This is a genomic window from Streptomyces sp. Q2 (genome assembly GCF_056820935.1).
This window is the reverse complement of sequence record NZ_JBXEJE010000024.1, coordinates 82,559-97,848: the sequence shown is the minus strand read 5'-3', so window position 1 is coordinate 97,848 and position 15,290 is coordinate 82,559. Positions and strand designations below refer to the sequence as shown.

The following is a 15,290-nucleotide window of genomic DNA, read 5'->3' as shown; positions in this document are numbered from 1 at the left end:
TGCGGGCGCGCCACGAGCCGTCGCGTCACATGTCGTCGCATCACAGCTCTCCGAAGGTCATCCGTGCCACCCACTTGGTGTTGAGCACACCGGGCGCCGCCGGGACGATGATCCGCGCCGGGTAGCCGTGGTCCGCGGTGAGGGGCTCGCCGTTGACGAACAGGGCGAGCAGGGAACGCGGGTCGCGCACCTGGTTGTCGCGCAGGGCGGCTTGGCGGAACGCCCCGCGCCGCTGGAGCGACTCCACCAGTACGTCGGGCGCCGCGCCGGTCTCGTACCCGACGAGCGCCGCCAGATCCCGCAGGCGTACGCCCCGCCACCACTGGTCGGACGTGGACCAGCCCTCCACGCACGCGATGGGCAACGCCGCGCTGTGCAGGGGGAGTTGCAGCAGCTCTGCCCGGCTCACCCGGACCGTCCGTCCCTGCCCCTCGACGACCAGCCGCCACGCCTCGTCACTCGTCTCCGTCATGCTGATCCCGCGCGACGCGGCCGTCTTGTTGATCTGGAAGCCACGGGGTCCCGAACCCGGTTCGGGCCGCCGTGCGGCGCGAGCAGTGCCGTTGCCCGCAGCGGTCCGTCGAAGCTCCGGCCCGCCGTCGTGGCCAGCAGGAGCAGGGAGCCGCCGCCGACGAAGGCGAGGGCGCCGCGGCGCGAGACGGTGGGCGGGGCGGGGTTCGGGGACACCAGCCCGCCCTCCTCGTCGTGCAGGTGGCGCAGATTGCCTACCGCGGCCGGCACCCGCAGCACCGCGTGCGTCACGAACGCCGCGAAGAACACCCAGGCGCCGTAGAAGTGCAGCGGATAGAAGGAGCCGGGGAAGAGGTAGTCGAGCTGGACGTTCAGCACGCCCGTGGTGAACTCGAACAGCGCGCCCCCGACGAGCAGAAGCAGCGAGATCCGCTCCAGCGGGTGTGCGAGGGAGCGCACGGGCGGCAGGGTGAACAGCCGCGGCAGGACCGACCACAGGACTGGCTCGCCATCATCCAACTTCCCTGCTATGCACCGGACTTGAATCCGGTCGAGGGTGTCTGGTCGCTGTTACGGCGCGGGCCGCTGGCCAACACCGCCTTCACCGACGACGAGCACCTCGAACGCACCCTTCGCCGAGGCTTACGTCATATCCAGCTCCAGCCCGACCTCATCGACGGCTGCCTGGCCGGCACCAGACTGACCCTCACCCAGCAGCCGACAACAACCCGAGGAAGTCAGTGATGCGTGTCGGCTGTGCGGTCGCCACCTCGGGGGGTGAGAAGGGGTGCCCGCGCCGTCTCACGTCGAAACGCGTGGACGATGGCGCGCGCCTCGATGCCCGCCTGGCGAAGGACACCCGTGAGGGGATTGGTGTATCCGGCGAAGTACAAGCGCGCGGCTTCGGGATGGGTCTGTGCCCCTACGGCGAGGGGCTGCCCGGCCTCGTCGAGTACGCCCAGGGACCCGACCAGGTCGTGCAGGTCGGGCCGGTACCCGGTGGCTGCGATGACCGTGTCGGGTCGCAGTCGGGTGCCGTCGGCCAGTATCACGTCGGGGCCGTCGAACGCCTGGACGGCCGCGACCGGCTCGACCCGCCCGGACCGGACGGCGTCCACGAAGCCGTGGTCGAGCACCGGGTTGACACCTTCGCGGGCATTGCGGGTGTACAGGCCCGTGCAGGGCCGCGGTAGTCCCCGCGAGGTCAGGTCAGGCACCGTGAGACGTTGCGTGAGCAGGGAGGTGCGGTCGCGCCACGCGAGCGGGAGGGCCTCCGTCAGTCGGCCGACTGCATGCCATCGGGCGCTGGAGCGGGGCAGGATGTTGGGTGGGGTACGGACTGCGATCCGTACCCGTTCCGCTCCGGCCCCGGCCAGGACACTCGCGATCTCGGTACCGCTGTTACCGGCGCCGACCACCAGGACGTCCTGCCCGCGGTAGCGGGCCGGAGAGCGGTACTGGGCCGAGTGCAGCAGCGTGCCGGTGAAGGTCGAACGCCCGGGCCACTGGGGGAGGTTCGAGCTATGGCAGCGGCCCGTGGCCACCACGACCGCACCGGTAGGCACTGGGCCGTCGGGGGTGTGGACCAGCCACTGTGCTCCCGAACCGGGCTCGGCCCGTTCAATGCGCTGCACCCGGGTGCTCACCCGGACGTCGAGCCGGTGATGGGCGACGTAGCGCTCCAGGTATCGCACATACTCGTCCCGGCTCACCCACGGGCCCGCCTGGCGCGGCATAGACAGACCGGGGAGTCTCGAGGCGCCGGGGGTGGTGTGCAGGCGTAGATGGTCATAGCGCTGCGCCCAGCTCGCTCCCACGCGGTCCGACCGTTCCAGGATCACGGTCGGCTCTCCGGAGCGGCTCAGTAGCGCGGCGGCCGCCAGGCCGTGGGGGCCGGCTCCGATGACGATCGTGGGAGCGCTGAGGTCTCGTTGTGGTGTCGGGGGCATCGCCTCCTACAACGGCAGACCGCGGCTCACGTCACGCCCAACGGGAAGGTACAAAGCCTGTGGGGTGGCGATGCCGACATGCCACCAGAAGAGCGCTGGCTGCCGTTACACCGACGGTGCGGACTCGTTGAGACCGGGTGTCAGTGCGCCACCCCGCGCAGGCGATCAGTTCGCCCAGGGCCGGGCAGTCCGGGCCAGGCGCAGTTGATCGGCGAGGCGCCGGACGAGCCGGTAGGCATGAGCCCGCGTGGCCCCGGCCACTGTGGCGGGCTTGTCCTCCGGGGCCGGCTCGCTAGTGCCTATCCGATCTTTCGAGGGGCTCATGTGCAGGCAGTAACGGCGCACCACCGGCCACGACTGCGGATCAGCGCAGTCCGCAAGGCATACGGCGGCAAGCAGGTCCTGCGCCACGTCGACCTCGATGTGCCCGCCGGGACGCTGGTGGGAGTCGTCGGCGAGAACGGGGCAGGCAAGAGCACGCTGCTGCAAATCGCCGTGGGGCACCTCGCACCTGACCGCGGAACAGTGACACGAACCGGGGCCGTGGGGTACTGCCCGCAACGAGCGGTACTGAACGATGCGTTCACCGTCGGACAGCATCTGCGGTTGTTCCAGATGGCCTACCGGCTGCCGACGCTGGCGCGCGCCGACGAGCTGATGGAGCTGCTGGCGCTGACCGGCTGCCGACGACAGCAGGTCGGCGAGCTCAGTGGTGGAACGCGACAGAAGCTGAACCTGCTGATCGCTCTCATGCACGATCCGCAGTTGCTGGTCCTGGACGAGCCCTACCAGGGCTTCGACTGGGACACCCATCAGCGGTTCTGGACCCTGGCCGCCGATCTGCGTGATCAGGGCCGGTCGGTCATCGTGGTTTCGCACCTGCTGCACGACCTGCACCACTTCGACGCGATCGCTCACCTGCGCCAGGGGCGCCTGCACTTCGAGGAGACCAACCGTTGAGGCTCTCCTGGGCGGCATTCACCGAACTGCTGCGCTGCACTCTGCTGGGCCACCTGCGCAACCGGCTGGCCCTGGTTCTGGCGGTCGCGTTCATCCCGGTCTGGATCGCCGTGGCACGCCTGTGCACCTCCGACGCAGTGGTGCGCATCCGGCTGGACGCCATCAGCGCCCCCGTCTCCGCCCCGGCCAGCCAGGTGGGCCAGGTGGCCAGCGCGCTGGGCGCCGTCACCATGGTCGCCGGCTTCATCACCTTCACGGAGACCTTTCAGTCAAGGCAGATGGACCGCCGTCTGCTGCTGGCCGGCTACCCCCGGCTTCCGATGCTGCTGGCCAAACTCGCTGCCGTCGCCCTCACCGCCGCCCTGCTGGCGTTCTACACCACGATCCTGCTGTGGAGCTCACTGCCCGTACGTCACGCGGGCCCCCTGGGACTGGCCCTTGCCGGCGCCGGCCTCGCCTACGGCGGCATCGGCCTTCTGCTCGGCTCTCTGGTCCGCGGCGAGCTGGAGGGCTTCTTCCTCATCATCATGCTCAGCCTGGTCGACACCGGCCTGCAGAACCCCGTCTTCAACACACTCATGGATGTGGCAGGCGTATCCGCGCTTCCTCTGTACGGCGTGAACCAGCTGGCGCTGAGCTCAGCCCTCACCCCACACATCCCCTGGTCCCACGGCCTGCTCTCCCTCACCTGGTCCGCAGCGACCGGCGCCCTGGCGCTGCTCGTCCTCCACACCCACCGCCCTTCCCGCTCCCCGTGGTCCCGCAGGACGAGAGCCCAGGCCAGTTGATCACGGTGAGGACGGTCTTCCTCCCGGGCCCTGGTCGCTGACACAGGGGCTGTCCAATCAACGGCGCGAAGCGGGTTGTTGAGGTCAGAGTCGTGCGCGCTGAGCTGGCCGAAGGTGATGTGGAACGCGTTCAGGGCCGTCTTCCAGCGGCTGGTCCAGCGGGCTTGTCCTTTGCCGGTGGGATCGTGGGACATGATCGCCATGAAGACGCATTTCAGCGCGGCCTGCTCGTTCGGGAAGTGGCCGTGGGCCTTGACAGCCCGGCGGATCCGGGCGTTGACGGACTCGGTGGCGTTGGTGGTGCAGACGATCCGGCGGATCTCAGTGAAACCCCGGCCGGTGTCGTCGACGGCCTCCTTGAAGCCGGGAGCCACCGCTCGTCCGGCACTGTTTTTGACCTCACGAGCAGTCTGAGCCCGGCGGCCTCGATCCGTGCCGTGACCGCGGACCGGCTCAGAAGGCTCGACGGGTTCAACCGGGTCCTTGGCGTCATCGACGACCGCCTGCGCAGACTGATTCGCTGCGGCGCATCACGCGTACGCCGGTGGAGGGGGCAGGGATACGAGGTTGTACTCGCCGCTGTCCGACCTGAAAAGTTGGCTGCTCTCCAGGGTGTGACGCTCCGTAGGCAGGTAAGGAGGGAGGAGCGAGAGAAAGACGACAGCGCTCTTCAGCTGACCTGCGACAGAGGGGGCTCCGTGTTCGAGGCGGAAGACATCAGGGAATGGCGAGGCCGCGACGTGGTCGACCACGAGCGGCACAAGATCGGCGTCCTGGAGGCGGTCTATGTCGACACGGCCACGGACCAGCCCGCGTTCGCGACGGTGACGGTCGGCCTGCCGACCCGGCACCGGCTGGTGTTCGTCCCCCTGGGCGACGCGACGGTCGGTCCCGGTTATCTGAAGGTCGCCTACGACAAGAAGCAGGTCAAGGAAGCGCCCTCGATCGGCACGGACGGTGAACTGCTGGCTGAGGACGAGAAGGCAGTCTTCGCGCACTACGAGCTCGCCTACCGAACGGGTGCGGGCGGCGAACGTCGCCTCGCCCGCCGCTGATGCCCTCACCAACGTCCCCCACCATGAGGTGACACCAATGGCTCTCTTCCTCCTGCTGCTCATTGTGGCCATCGTGCTCGGCATCATCGGTGTGGTGGCGAAGGGCCTGTTCTACCTGTTGGTCATCGGCGTGGTGGTTCTGGTCGCCGACCTCGTCCTCCTCGGCCTACGCCTGGGCCGCCGCCGCAGGCGCCTCCCCCGGTGACGCGGTCAGCCGGGCAAGCGTCCCCACGGCTGCCCGCCCGGGGACCGGACGTAGCGGGTTGTCGGAGCAGTCGTCGAGTCCTCACCCAGGAGTGGTCCGCCCCGTCCGCGACGGGGCGGAGGCGTCGGAGAGGTCGGCGCCGGTGTCGGCGTCCCGCTCGGAGTGGCCGACGCCGTGCCAGTCCAGGCACATGACGGTCGCGTCGTCCTGCAGGTGGCCGTGGTTGGCGTCGACGATCGCCGCGATGAGGGTGCGGGCGGCCTCGCGGGGATGAAGCGCGCGGGTACCCACGATCAGGTCGGACAGATCGAGGCTGTTGGCGTTGCGCTCCAGCATGCCGTCGGTCAGCATCACCAGCCGGTCGCCCGGCTGCAGGTCCAGCGACTGGACCCGGTAGGTGTGGGGGACCTGGAAGCCGAACGGCATATCGATCTTCGGAGTGATCTCCCGCACCTGGCCGTTTCGCATGCGTAGCGGCCAGGGGTGGCCGGCGTTGATGAACTCGGTCCTGCCGTCGGTCAGGCTGATGCGCAGGAGCTGGCCGGTGACGTAGCTCTGGCGGCCGTGTTCACGCATGGCCTGGTCGGCCTGTCGGGCCTGTTCGGCAAGGTCGGCGCCGGCCCGCCGTGCCCGGCGAAGGGCGCCCACCAGGAGGGTGGCCAGCAGCGCGGCGTCGACATCGTGACCCATGGCGTCCGTGACGGAGAGCTGGACTGTATCCCGGTCGATCACGTAGTCGAAGGTGTCGCCCCCGACGTGGTCGGCGGGCTCCAGTGCCCCGGCCACCGCGAACTGCGCCGCCTCACACGCCAGCGACGCCGGGAGCAGCCGGTGCTGGATTTCGGCAGCGAGGCTCAGCGGGACGGTACGACGGCCCCACTGGTACACGTCGGTGTAGGACCGGTTCGCGATGACGATGTATGCCAGGGCGTGCGCGGTCTCACCGATCTCCCGCATCACCTCCGCGTCCGGCGCCGCGGGCAGGAAGAGTTCGAGGAGCCCGATGGCGTCCCCGCGGTTGGTCACCGGGGCGACGATCCGCACCAGCGCGCCCTCGCCCTTGTCCTCCACGCTCGGCCGCTGGGTGCGGATCACGTCGTCGTACAGGGTGCCTCGCAGCGTGATGCGCCGGGCGGGTTCATCGGTATCGATGCTGCCCGCCGCCCCCAGCCGTACGACCGAGCCACCGGTGAAGTCGGTGATGAGGAACGACACCGACGCGGCCCCGAGGCGCTCCTTGAGCATGCCCGCGACCACGTCGAGCGACTCCACAGGCGCCGCGGACTCCGCTGCGCCCAGAGTCTCCGCCAGGGTTATCGCCCTGCCCCGGCCACCCCCGTTCGCGGGAGTACGACTGGTCGGCCCACCGTCCCCGTCAGGCCCGCGCACGGTCACGGTGGCTCCTCGCTCCTCGCTGCTGCTCAGGGCTCCAGCCCGAGGATGCGAGGGGCTGGCGCCAAGCCCGGTGCCCGGCAGATGCTATTGCACCACAGAGCCTCTGAACGGATGCACCTGTCGGCCGGCTGTTCGTCGAACAGCCCGGCCACCGTCGCCGTGTGAAACGCCTGGACCTCGCAGTCATCCGGCCTACCAGAGTTCATGCCACGCCAGCACCGAAGATGACAAACAGTAGTGAGGGCCCGAACGGTAGGCCGTTCTGGCTCCCACCTTTCGACATCTCCCAGAGCCAGAAGGACCCGCAGGCCGAGAACATCAACCCGGCCTGACCTCGCAGCCTTGCCCGAGGGATGGTGCACGCCGTGTCCGGTGACTGCCGCGGCCCGTGCAGGCCGTCCTTACGGTCGAACAAGGGGGTCCGCTCTTGTGCCGGGCGCCGACAGGACCTGTGGTGCACAGGAGCAGTGCCGCGCAGCAATGGCTGCGCGGCACTGCTCCGTCGAGGTGCGTCCGGGCGGCCCACCTCGGCCGGGCACTTCCTGAACTCGGTCACATCAGGCGTTGTCCCGGGCTCGGCCACCTCACCGTACGTGTCGCAGTTCGTCGGCGACCAGGGTTGCTCGCAAGGTGCTGCAACACCGAACCGGAGCAGTTGGGGTACGAGGCCGGGGTGCGCGCCGCGAGCCGACTCGGGCGCCGCATGCCCTTGCGCGGCTGCCTGGAGGAGCAGTCGTTCAGACGCTGGTCCAGGCGTCGAGGAAGGCTCTCCGCCCAGCCGATGCGTCCGACCTGCGGTCTGCATGCAGAACGCGCCAGGCGGTGAGCTCGAGATCTCGGAGCCACAGTTCGGCCGATGACCTGTGTTTGAGGCCAGGCAGATGGTCGGATTCGGCGAGACCCCAAATCCGCCGCCCCGGATGCACGATGGGTGGTCCGACTCGACAGGGCCTGAGTGAGCGGACGCCCGCCCGGGCCCGCGCCGGACCCGCACCCCGAACAGGAGGGGCACCGGTGGTGGCGCGTGATGTGCCTGCACGACGCCGACTGCTTCTCCATGCCCGGTTACCAACCTGGCATCGCCGCGCTCGCGGCCGGCCCGTGGTCTCCCCTCGCCACCCTGGCCCTGATCGCGTTGACCTTGTGCGGTGCCCTGCCGGTCCAGCGGCGGACGGCGCGCCGCGCGAGGCCAGAGGCCGCCACTGCCCACGCAGCGAACCGGCCCCAAGGGTACGGGCGGTCAGCCGCAGGTACGAGAAGACCGGCTCATTCCCCGTGCGCAGGCTTCGTCAGCTCTGCGTTGAACTGAGCGCCGGTCAGGAGGGACAGATTGGAGAGCCACAGCCAGACCAGGAACACCACGACGCCTGCCAGTGAACCGTACAGACGGTCATAGGTGCTGACCAGGGAGGTGTAGACGGCAAATCCGAGTGAGACGGTCAGCAGGAGCGCCACCGCCAGTGTGCCGCCGGGCGCCATACTCCGGACAGGGCGGGCGGACGCCGGTCCTGACCGGTACAGGACGAGCACCAAGGCGACGGCTACGGCGGCCACGACCGGCCACCGCAGCGTGTCCCAGGTGGCCTGGGGCCCGGTACCCAGACTCAGAGCCTGACCCAGACGCCGGGCCAGGCTGCCGGTGAGCAACAACGCGAGGGTCGACGTCAGAAGCAGGGAGCTCAGGACGAGTGCCGTGGCGATGATGCGCGGAGCGGTACGCCAGACCGGCCGGTCCGCGCTGATCCGATGCATGGAGTACAACGCCCGGCGGAAGACGCTCAGATAGCTGCATCCCGACCACAGGGCCCCCGCCCCTCCGACGAAGATAAGCGTCCATGCCGCCGTCGGCTTTGCGACCATCTGCCGCAGGGCGCTGCGCAGCAGAGCGCGGGATTCGGCCGGGGCCGCCTGCGTCATGCGGTCGATGACCTCCGGCTTGGCCGTGGGCATGGTCAGACCCAGGATCGAGAGGATCACCAGCAGCATCGGGAACAGGGCCAGAACCGCGTAATAGGTCAGCGCAGCGGCCCAGTCCGTGACGTCGTCGTTCCAGATGGCCACCGGCGTCCGGCGCAACGCCACCCACCACCGAGCCGTGTGACCGTCTGCATCATCCATGACGCGGATGCTCTCACTCTTCGTCCTCGGGCCACCATCCAGCACTGCCGTGCGGCAGAACCCGGCACGCGTGCCGGATTACGCGATGTGCTTGGGAAGGCGGGATGGTCGCGGGGGCCACGGCCCCTTGGCACCGCGTGGTGAACAGAGCAGGCCATCAACCAGCTCGAGTCCGTCCTCATTACTGCCGACCCCGCCTTGCTGGAAGAGCTGGCCCAACTGGGCAATGCGGAACTCTTCCGTACCTGTGCGCGGTTCGCCGAGGCGATGACACGCCGCGTTTCTCCTTGGCCTACCGGCTCAGCCACTCGGTGGCGTTGAGGGCGAGGGCGGCGTTGGTGGCGCCGGTGTCGTTCCAGCCGTCGTAGAGGGTGTTGCCGGACTGGCCGGTACCGTCGTCGATCGGCGAACTGTCGCCCCAGAAGGCGACCTTGCCGCTGCCGAAGGTGCTGGTGGCGAAGAAGGCGCCGGTGTTGCCGGAGTAACCGGTGCGGTAGAGCAGGCCCTTGACGCCGGAGTTGTCGGCGGGCTTGAGGGTGGCCGTGGTGCCGCTGGCGATGAGGCTCTTGGTGACGGTGCCGAAGGAGCCGTGCAGCACGGGGTTGCGGCTGTCGCTGATGGCGCTCGGGTAGTCGGAGCTGATGCTGAGCGAGTCGATGGAGAAGCCGAACGGGTCGGTGGAGTCGACGCTGTTGTTGGTCATCAGGTCGTTGAGGATCTCGACCGCGTCCTCGCCGTCGTTGTTGCGGTCGGCGCCGGTGTGGTCGGAGATCATGAATAGCCCGCCGCCGTTTTTCACGAACGTCATGATCGCGGTCTTCTCGGCGGTCGTGAACAGCGTGTTGGGCTCGGGCAGGACCAGGGTGTCGAAGTTGGAGAGGTCGGTGACCGAGGAGCCGCCGTACGTAAGGGCGCTGGTCGAGGTCTTGAGACTGTAGGCGCCGGTTTTCTGGAGGGCCACGCTCCAGGAGGACAGCGTTCCGGTCCAGTCGGTCTCCCTGGAGGGCGAGGAGCCCTGCCCGGTGGGGTCGGGCTGGCTGGTGGAGATGATCCAGTCGGCGTTGCGGTCTCGGCGTGGGCGTTGTCGAAGAGGACGCGGTGGGTGGTGGCCGCTGCGGCGGGGGTCGCGGCGGACGCCTGAAGGGTTGCGCCCGCGGTCAGCAGACCGAGGACGGTGAGGGCGGTGGTGGACCTGCGGGGGGTAGCGGTACCGAGGCTGAGCATCGCGTGAACCTCCGTGTGGGGGAGGTGAGTTGGGAGTACGGAACACCGGCGCGGGGGCCGGTTCTTCGCGCGTAGAACAGTGAACGGATCATTGGCATGTCCCACCGCTCACCATGGCCGGGACGCTACACAGGAGATCGCCGGGGTCGGCAGGGGCGCCGGTGGGTTCACGTAGATCTCTTACGCGCAGACACCCTCGCCGGGCCGGAGGTGAACGGTGTGACGGCCGATCCCTGGAGATCGGCCGTCACACCGCAGGGCACGTACAGCGAAGCGCCCGTCACCGGCCAGTACCGAAGGTCTCGCAGCCTCGCGACTTCCCGATGGGCCCGATTTCAGGCGGAGGTACCAGTGACCGCGGTGCCGGACCTGGTCAGTGTGTACGTCAGTCGCGTCCCGCTCCAGAAGTAGAAGGTGAGGGTCACGGCGGCGCCGTCGGTGACATCGCCGAAGAACGCGGTCGGCAAGGTGATCGTGCCCGCGGTGTAGTCCGGCGTGAAGGCCACGTTGAACTGCTTGTACGTCGTCCAGGACTGCGGACCGGCGGGGCTGCCGTCGGCATATACGGCTTCCATGGTCGCCAGCTTGTCCCCGTTGAACGCGGTGGGTATCACCAGCGAGGCCGTCGTACCCGTCGCGCTCGTCAGCACCGGCTTGTCATAGGTGATGACGTTGACGGCCCAAGGAATTCCGTCCGTGAACCGGAGGGACAGGACGGCATCCGTGCCGTACTCCTGCGACGCGGTCAGCCGGCCGAGCGTCGCCGCCGCGATCGTCAGCGTGCTGCCGCTGACGGTGTAGTCCACGCCCCGGATCAGGGGGCGGGTGCCGACATCGATCCTCGTCAGCCTGGTGCCGTTGAGGTTCAGCGTGATCGTCGCGTCCGTCGGGGTCCTGCCCTTGGGCACGAAGAGCTGATCGGTGGACGCGGTGCCGGAGCGCCCGGTCCAGCTCGACCGTATCTGCGCATAGAGGCTCGGGTCGTTCCATTGCAGGGTGCGGCGGTTGAAGCGACTGCCGTTGTCCCACAGCATCGTGGTCAAGCCCCGGTAGCGCGCGTAGTAGCCGAGATACTCGAGGTACTTGAGCGTCTCGCCCTGTTCGACCGTGCCGGGGCCGGAGTCCCAGCCGAGCAGCCCGTACTCACCGACGACGACCGGGATCCCCTTGGCCACGAAGGCCCTGTGCAGCAGGTCGAACGTGTCGGTCAGGTCCTGCTGGGTGGCCGCGTTGAAGGTCGTGTAGCCGGCGAGGTTCACGCTGAAGGGCCAGAAGCTGTAGTAGTGGATCGAGGCCACGAGGTTGGGGTCGTCGAGCGCGGCGAAGGTGGCGAGCAGGGTGTCGATCTTGGGCTGATCCGGGGTGTCCCCGAGGGTCGGCATGACGAGCAGGCGGTCGGCATTGCCTCCACCGGTCGCGCGCACGACGGAGTGGAAGGTCGTGTTGAGCTCGTTCATCAGAACGGCGTTCTGCTGATCGCCGGAGCTGCCGGTGAAGAAGGGCTCGTTGATGCTCTCGAAAAGCAGTCGGCGCGGCTCGTCCCGGAAGGTGGCCGCGATCTGCTGCCAGGTGGCCGTGTACTGGGCCAGGACCGCGTCATGCTGGGTCGGCATGTTCGGCACCCACTGCCACGCGTCACCGTGCATGTTGATCAGAACGTGGAAACCATCGGCCAAGGCCCAGTCGACCACCTCCTTGATCCTGGCCAGGAACATCGGGTCGAGGGTGTAGGCCGGAGCCGGGCCCTCGTGCTGGCCCCAGGTCACCGGGATCCGGATGCTCCTGAAGCCCTGCGCCTTCAGCCTGCGGAAGAACGCCCGAGTCACCCGCGGGTTGCCCCACGCCGTCTCGTCGGCGCCGATGGCCTCGAAGGTGTTGCCCAGATTCCAGCCCGGCTGCATGTCCGCGACCACGTCCAGCGCGGACGCCGGCGCGGCGGAACCAGCGGACCGGGCAGCGGCCTGGGCGGCCGATGGGGTGGACAACGCCGCGACGGCGAGGGCCGCGGAGGTCGTCATGGCCTGGCGGCGAGTGAAACCGGCTGAACTCGGCATAGAGCTCTCCATTGAGTCGAATGGCCTGCCCTCATGTCGGCGGCGTCAACTCAACGTCGAAGCGCTTCGACACGTTGCGGGAGCCTAGCGCAGCCTAGCGACGGAGAGAATGGGCTGATCCGTATGGAAACTCCATCGAGTCCGAAAGGCCTCGCGTCGAAGCGCTTCCCTGCGATGGGCGTCAGGCGCGGCGTCGCGCAGGCTCGTCGGGGTTCCCTGCTCATCCGCCGCCGACGCCGACGGGATCGGCGGTCGCCCGGCGGAGCATCTCACGCGGAGTGGGTCAGGCCGGGGGGATCTCACGCCTCCACTGCACCCGGCCCGCGAGCAACGGACCGGAACGTCCCGGCAAGCCACGGGCCGTCGAGACGCTCGGGCTCTGTCCTGGTCCGGGGCAGTGGGTGCGGTGACGCCTGGATATCAGCGGAGTCTGGTAGTGGTCGCCCATCGCGTAGCCGATCAGGGCTTGATCAAGTTCCGTGGGTGTCGGGGTCGTTGCTGATGCCCAGGAGGGCGAGGGCTCGGCCGGGCTCGTCACGGATCGCCCGGGTGGTGTTGGCGAGGTTGTCGGCTCCGAGGGTTTTCAGGGTGCCTGTGGCGAGGTTGCGGAGGGTGGCCATGGCGCGGGGCGCGGTTGCGGTGTGGACGGTGGAGTCATCCTCGGCGAAGGTCACGTCCCTGATGTGGTGCGAGGAATTTTCCACTCCCCAGTGTCCGCGAATCGCGGCGGCCAGTTCACAGGGCGGGCTTGGTGGGCGTCGAGGCTGGTGACGGCGTAGACGCTCTCGCGTGTCTCGGGCTTTCCTGTCTGCTTGCGGCGGCGGTGGACACGGAGGGCGAGGCGAGCGTGGGGGAAGGCGATCCCGCCGAGTCCGTCCGCGATTCCGCAGGTCTTGACGGAGCGGGGCTCTCTTCTGCCGTGCCCGGTGGTGGAGGCGGTGTGCGCGATGGCGATGTCCCGCCAGGGCAGGGCCGCGAGTTGGTGGTGGGCGGTGGGTTGGTTGGTTCAGATCGGCGAACTCCTCGGTCAGGTACGCGACTTGCAAGCCGAGTGGACCGAAGGCGCCATCCAGCAGATCACCAAAGAGAACACCACCCTCAAACAGCGCGTCCGCCGGCTCACCACCGACAACCGCAGCCTCCACGAGCGACTCAAGGCCGCCCGCTCGAACCTGCGCTTCCAGGACCGGCGCGTCGCCGACCTCGAAGCCCGCATCGCCGAACCGGCACCGAAGTCCTGATCCCCCCTCCCCACCCTGCGACCCCTTGCCCCCTGTGTGTCATGGGGCCCGTGAGCCCTCACCGTGCTCGGTCTGCTGACCGCGGGCGCGACCCTTCAGGCGTCCGCCGCGACCCCCGCCGCAGCGGCCACCATCCACCGCGTCCTCTTCGACAACGCCCGCCGTCGAAAGGCCGTCGCCGCCCACCAGGTCATCTACGGCCCGGTGCAGTACACCGAATCGAACTACTTCACCTATGTCCTGAGCAACCTCGCCGCAGACCTCCGGGAAAGGCTCACGGAGACGCGGGCCGTCACCACGCCCGACAGCGCCCTTCGGTCCTACTTCACCGCCCACCGCGGCGACTTCCGGCACCAGTCGTTCGCCGCGGCATACGAGGAGGTCCGGCAGGCGTACGTCCTGGACCGCTACCAGGCGGTGATCGGCCGCTGCACGGCATCGGCCCACGTCAGCGTGCGCCACGCGGTGTTCGACGCCCTCCCGGTCAGCTGACCCACTGACAGTTCAGGGCTTCCCCCCAGGGCCGTTACCGCAACGGAGCGAGCACGCTTCACACGAGTGACCACACCATGCGTAGGCGGAATCTGCAGGGCTGCTTCGTTGAGGAAGCCTTCTGCTTGATCGCCGCGCCCTGGCCGGTGGAGGCAAGACCTGCCGTCGTGGGGCCTTCCGGAAGGGCCGACCGCCTGGACAGCGCGGCCCTGCGCGTACGACGGGTCGGTGATCGGCTGTCAGCCGGACGCATGGCACAAGGGAGAAGTGGGCGTGTCGCGTCAGCCCTTCACCGAACGGGCCGAGCCCCACAGGGCGCCCGGGTTGACCCGGTCCGGGTGGATCTCCAGCATCGCTTGGTAGAGCTCCTCAGTGGAGGCGGTGCGCGCGACACAGTCCTCGAAGTCATCGATGTACGCGCGGGTCTCGGCGAGGATACCCGGGGAGTCAGGCCGGCCGGGACGCTTGTGCCCCGCCACGACATGGTCGGCTCCGAGGCCGGCAATCACGCCGAGCGCCTCCTTCCACGCCGTGCGGCCCTCGCTCGGCGACTCGGCGAGGTAGAGGTGCACGTCGTTGTAGGCGGCATCCCCGGCGACCACGAGTCCGATGGAGGGGACGTGCAGGGCGGTCGTGTCGTCGGTGTCGGTGTGACCGAGCGGCACGACCGTCAACTCCCGGCCCTCGAGTTCGAGCACCCCCTCCTCCATCGGGTCGGCTGCCACGAGACGGTCCGGGATCTGACCCGGGAACCTCGCGTTCCAGAAGCTCTCGACGAAGCTCGGCTCCATCTGCTTCGCCATGTGCTCGACGACCGCCGGCGTGGCGACCGCTCGGGCGTTCGGGAAGCGGTCGAGGAGGGTCGCCAGCCCGAACCAATGATCTCCGTGCCCGTGGGTGACGTAGACCGTCGTCAGATTCCGGTCGTACGCTTCCACCCATTCGGCGAGCGCGACGGCTTGCTGGACCGTCATGACCGGGTCGACGAGTACCGCGTCCCGCTCGCCGTAGACGAGCGTCGAGGAGATGGGCGACCACATCCGCCGCTTCACACCGGGCGGCAGATCACTGATCTCCGTGGGGATCGAGGGTGAGATGTGGACCGCGTATCGAAGGTCCTTCTTACCGGCCAAGGCCGACTCCTATCGTTTGGTCGTCGTGGGGCCCGTGCCCCGCGGTCGAGGCGGCCGTGTTGGGGCGCACCTTCCGTGAACTGCTCCAGCTCGTCCGGAATACCGGGTCCGGACGCCGACCAGCCGGGTGCCTGGCTCGCCGGGCGGGGGCACTGGTGGGAGCTCGCTTCCAAGATCCTGCCGCCACTTGAACGACGAGGAGGTC

11 protein-coding genes and 6 pseudogenes are annotated in these 15,290 nt (G+C 68.8%); 8 read left to right on the top strand and 9 right to left on the bottom strand.

Annotated features, from left to right (window positions below; all coding sequences use genetic code 11):
* Positions 1-40: 40 nt before the first annotated feature.
* Positions 41-969 (bottom strand): annotated as a pseudogene (locus ACWBNA_RS26485) (molybdopterin-dependent oxidoreductase); the annotation flags it as partial.
* Between ACWBNA_RS26485 and ACWBNA_RS26480 the strand changes: the two are divergent.
* Positions 967-1,215: pseudogene (locus ACWBNA_RS26480) on the top strand (transposase); the annotation flags it as partial. The pseudogenes ACWBNA_RS26485 and ACWBNA_RS26480 sit on opposite strands and share 3 nt — an antisense overlap.
* Here ACWBNA_RS26480 and ACWBNA_RS26475 read toward each other — a convergent pair.
* On the bottom strand, positions 1,209-2,420 hold the full coding sequence (locus ACWBNA_RS26475; protein WP_482707009.1) for a flavin-containing monooxygenase: 1,212 nt from the start codon (positions 2,418-2,420) through the stop codon (positions 1,209-1,211). The pseudogene ACWBNA_RS26480 and the gene ACWBNA_RS26475 sit on opposite strands and share 7 nt — an antisense overlap.
* 324 nt (positions 2,421-2,744) lie before the next feature.
* Between ACWBNA_RS26475 and ACWBNA_RS26470 the strand changes: the two genes are divergently transcribed.
* Positions 2,745-3,380, top strand: coding sequence for an ABC transporter ATP-binding protein (locus ACWBNA_RS26470; RefSeq protein WP_482707008.1), 636 nt, complete (start codon positions 2,745-2,747; stop codon positions 3,378-3,380).
* On the top strand, positions 3,377-4,168 hold the full coding sequence (locus tag ACWBNA_RS26465) for a hypothetical protein (protein ID WP_482707007.1): 792 nt from the start codon (positions 3,377-3,379) through the stop codon (positions 4,166-4,168). Before ACWBNA_RS26470 ends, ACWBNA_RS26465 begins: the two co-directional genes overlap by 4 nt.
* 110 nt (positions 4,169-4,278) lie before the next feature.
* On the opposite strand, the pseudogene ACWBNA_RS26460 reads toward ACWBNA_RS26465, so the two are convergent.
* Positions 4,279-4,491 (bottom strand): annotated as a pseudogene (locus ACWBNA_RS26460) (transposase); the annotation flags it as partial.
* A 375-nt stretch (positions 4,492-4,866) separates the two neighbouring features.
* Here ACWBNA_RS26460 and ACWBNA_RS26455 point away from each other — a divergent pair.
* The gene (locus tag ACWBNA_RS26455) at positions 4,867-5,223 is read left to right on the top strand and encodes a PRC-barrel domain-containing protein (RefSeq protein WP_482707076.1); all 357 of its coding nucleotides are present in this window, start codon (positions 4,867-4,869) and stop codon (positions 5,221-5,223) included.
* A 37-nt stretch (positions 5,224-5,260) separates the two neighbouring features.
* The gene (locus ACWBNA_RS26450) at positions 5,261-5,428 is read left to right on the top strand and encodes a hypothetical protein (protein WP_167551660.1); all 168 of its coding nucleotides are present in this window, start codon (positions 5,261-5,263) and stop codon (positions 5,426-5,428) included.
* Between the two features lie 81 nt (positions 5,429-5,509).
* On the opposite strand, the gene ACWBNA_RS26445 is transcribed toward ACWBNA_RS26450, so the two are convergent.
* The gene (locus ACWBNA_RS26445; RefSeq protein WP_482707075.1) at positions 5,510-6,745 is read right to left on the bottom strand and encodes a PP2C family protein-serine/threonine phosphatase; all 1,236 of its coding nucleotides are present in this window, start codon (positions 6,743-6,745) and stop codon (positions 5,510-5,512) included.
* Between the two features lie 1,033 nt (positions 6,746-7,778).
* Between ACWBNA_RS26445 and ACWBNA_RS26440 the strand changes: the two are divergent.
* Positions 7,779-8,009 (top strand): annotated as a pseudogene (locus ACWBNA_RS26440) (amino acid transporter); the annotation flags it as partial.
* Positions 8,010-8,089: 80 nt separating this feature from the next.
* Here ACWBNA_RS26440 and ACWBNA_RS26435 read toward each other — a convergent pair.
* The 4 genes and pseudogenes from ACWBNA_RS26435 to ACWBNA_RS26420 form a co-directional block, all read right to left on the bottom strand.
* Entirely contained in the window at positions 8,090-8,941 is an 852-nt protein-coding gene (locus ACWBNA_RS26435; RefSeq protein WP_482707006.1) for a YihY/virulence factor BrkB family protein, read from the bottom strand.
* A 298-nt stretch (positions 8,942-9,239) separates the two neighbouring features.
* Positions 9,240-10,165 (bottom strand): annotated as a pseudogene (locus tag ACWBNA_RS26430) (hydrolase); the annotation flags it as partial.
* A gap of 335 nt (positions 10,166-10,500) precedes the next feature.
* Positions 10,501-12,219, bottom strand: a complete 1,719-nt coding sequence (locus ACWBNA_RS26425; RefSeq protein ID WP_482707005.1) for a cellulase family glycosylhydrolase — start codon at positions 12,217-12,219, stop codon at positions 10,501-10,503.
* A gap of 470 nt (positions 12,220-12,689) precedes the next feature.
* A pseudogene (locus tag ACWBNA_RS26420) lies at positions 12,690-12,956 on the bottom strand (ISAs1 family transposase); the annotation flags it as partial.
* 210 nt (positions 12,957-13,166) lie between these two features.
* Between ACWBNA_RS26420 and ACWBNA_RS26415 the strand changes: the two are divergent.
* Together ACWBNA_RS26415 and ACWBNA_RS26410 are read left to right on the top strand one after the other, a co-directional pair.
* Complete coding sequence (locus tag ACWBNA_RS26415; RefSeq protein WP_482707081.1) at positions 13,167-13,460, top strand: hypothetical protein; 294 nt, start codon at positions 13,167-13,169, stop codon at positions 13,458-13,460.
* Positions 13,461-13,523: 63 nt separating this feature from the next.
* The gene (locus ACWBNA_RS26410) at positions 13,524-13,952 is read left to right on the top strand and encodes a hypothetical protein (RefSeq protein WP_482707004.1); all 429 of its coding nucleotides are present in this window, start codon (positions 13,524-13,526) and stop codon (positions 13,950-13,952) included.
* 281 nt (positions 13,953-14,233) lie between these two features.
* On the opposite strand, the gene ACWBNA_RS26405 is transcribed toward ACWBNA_RS26410, so the two are convergent.
* Complete coding sequence (locus tag ACWBNA_RS26405) at positions 14,234-15,085, bottom strand: MBL fold metallo-hydrolase (protein ID WP_482707003.1); 852 nt, start codon at positions 15,083-15,085, stop codon at positions 14,234-14,236.
* Positions 15,086-15,290 lie beyond the last annotated feature (205 nt).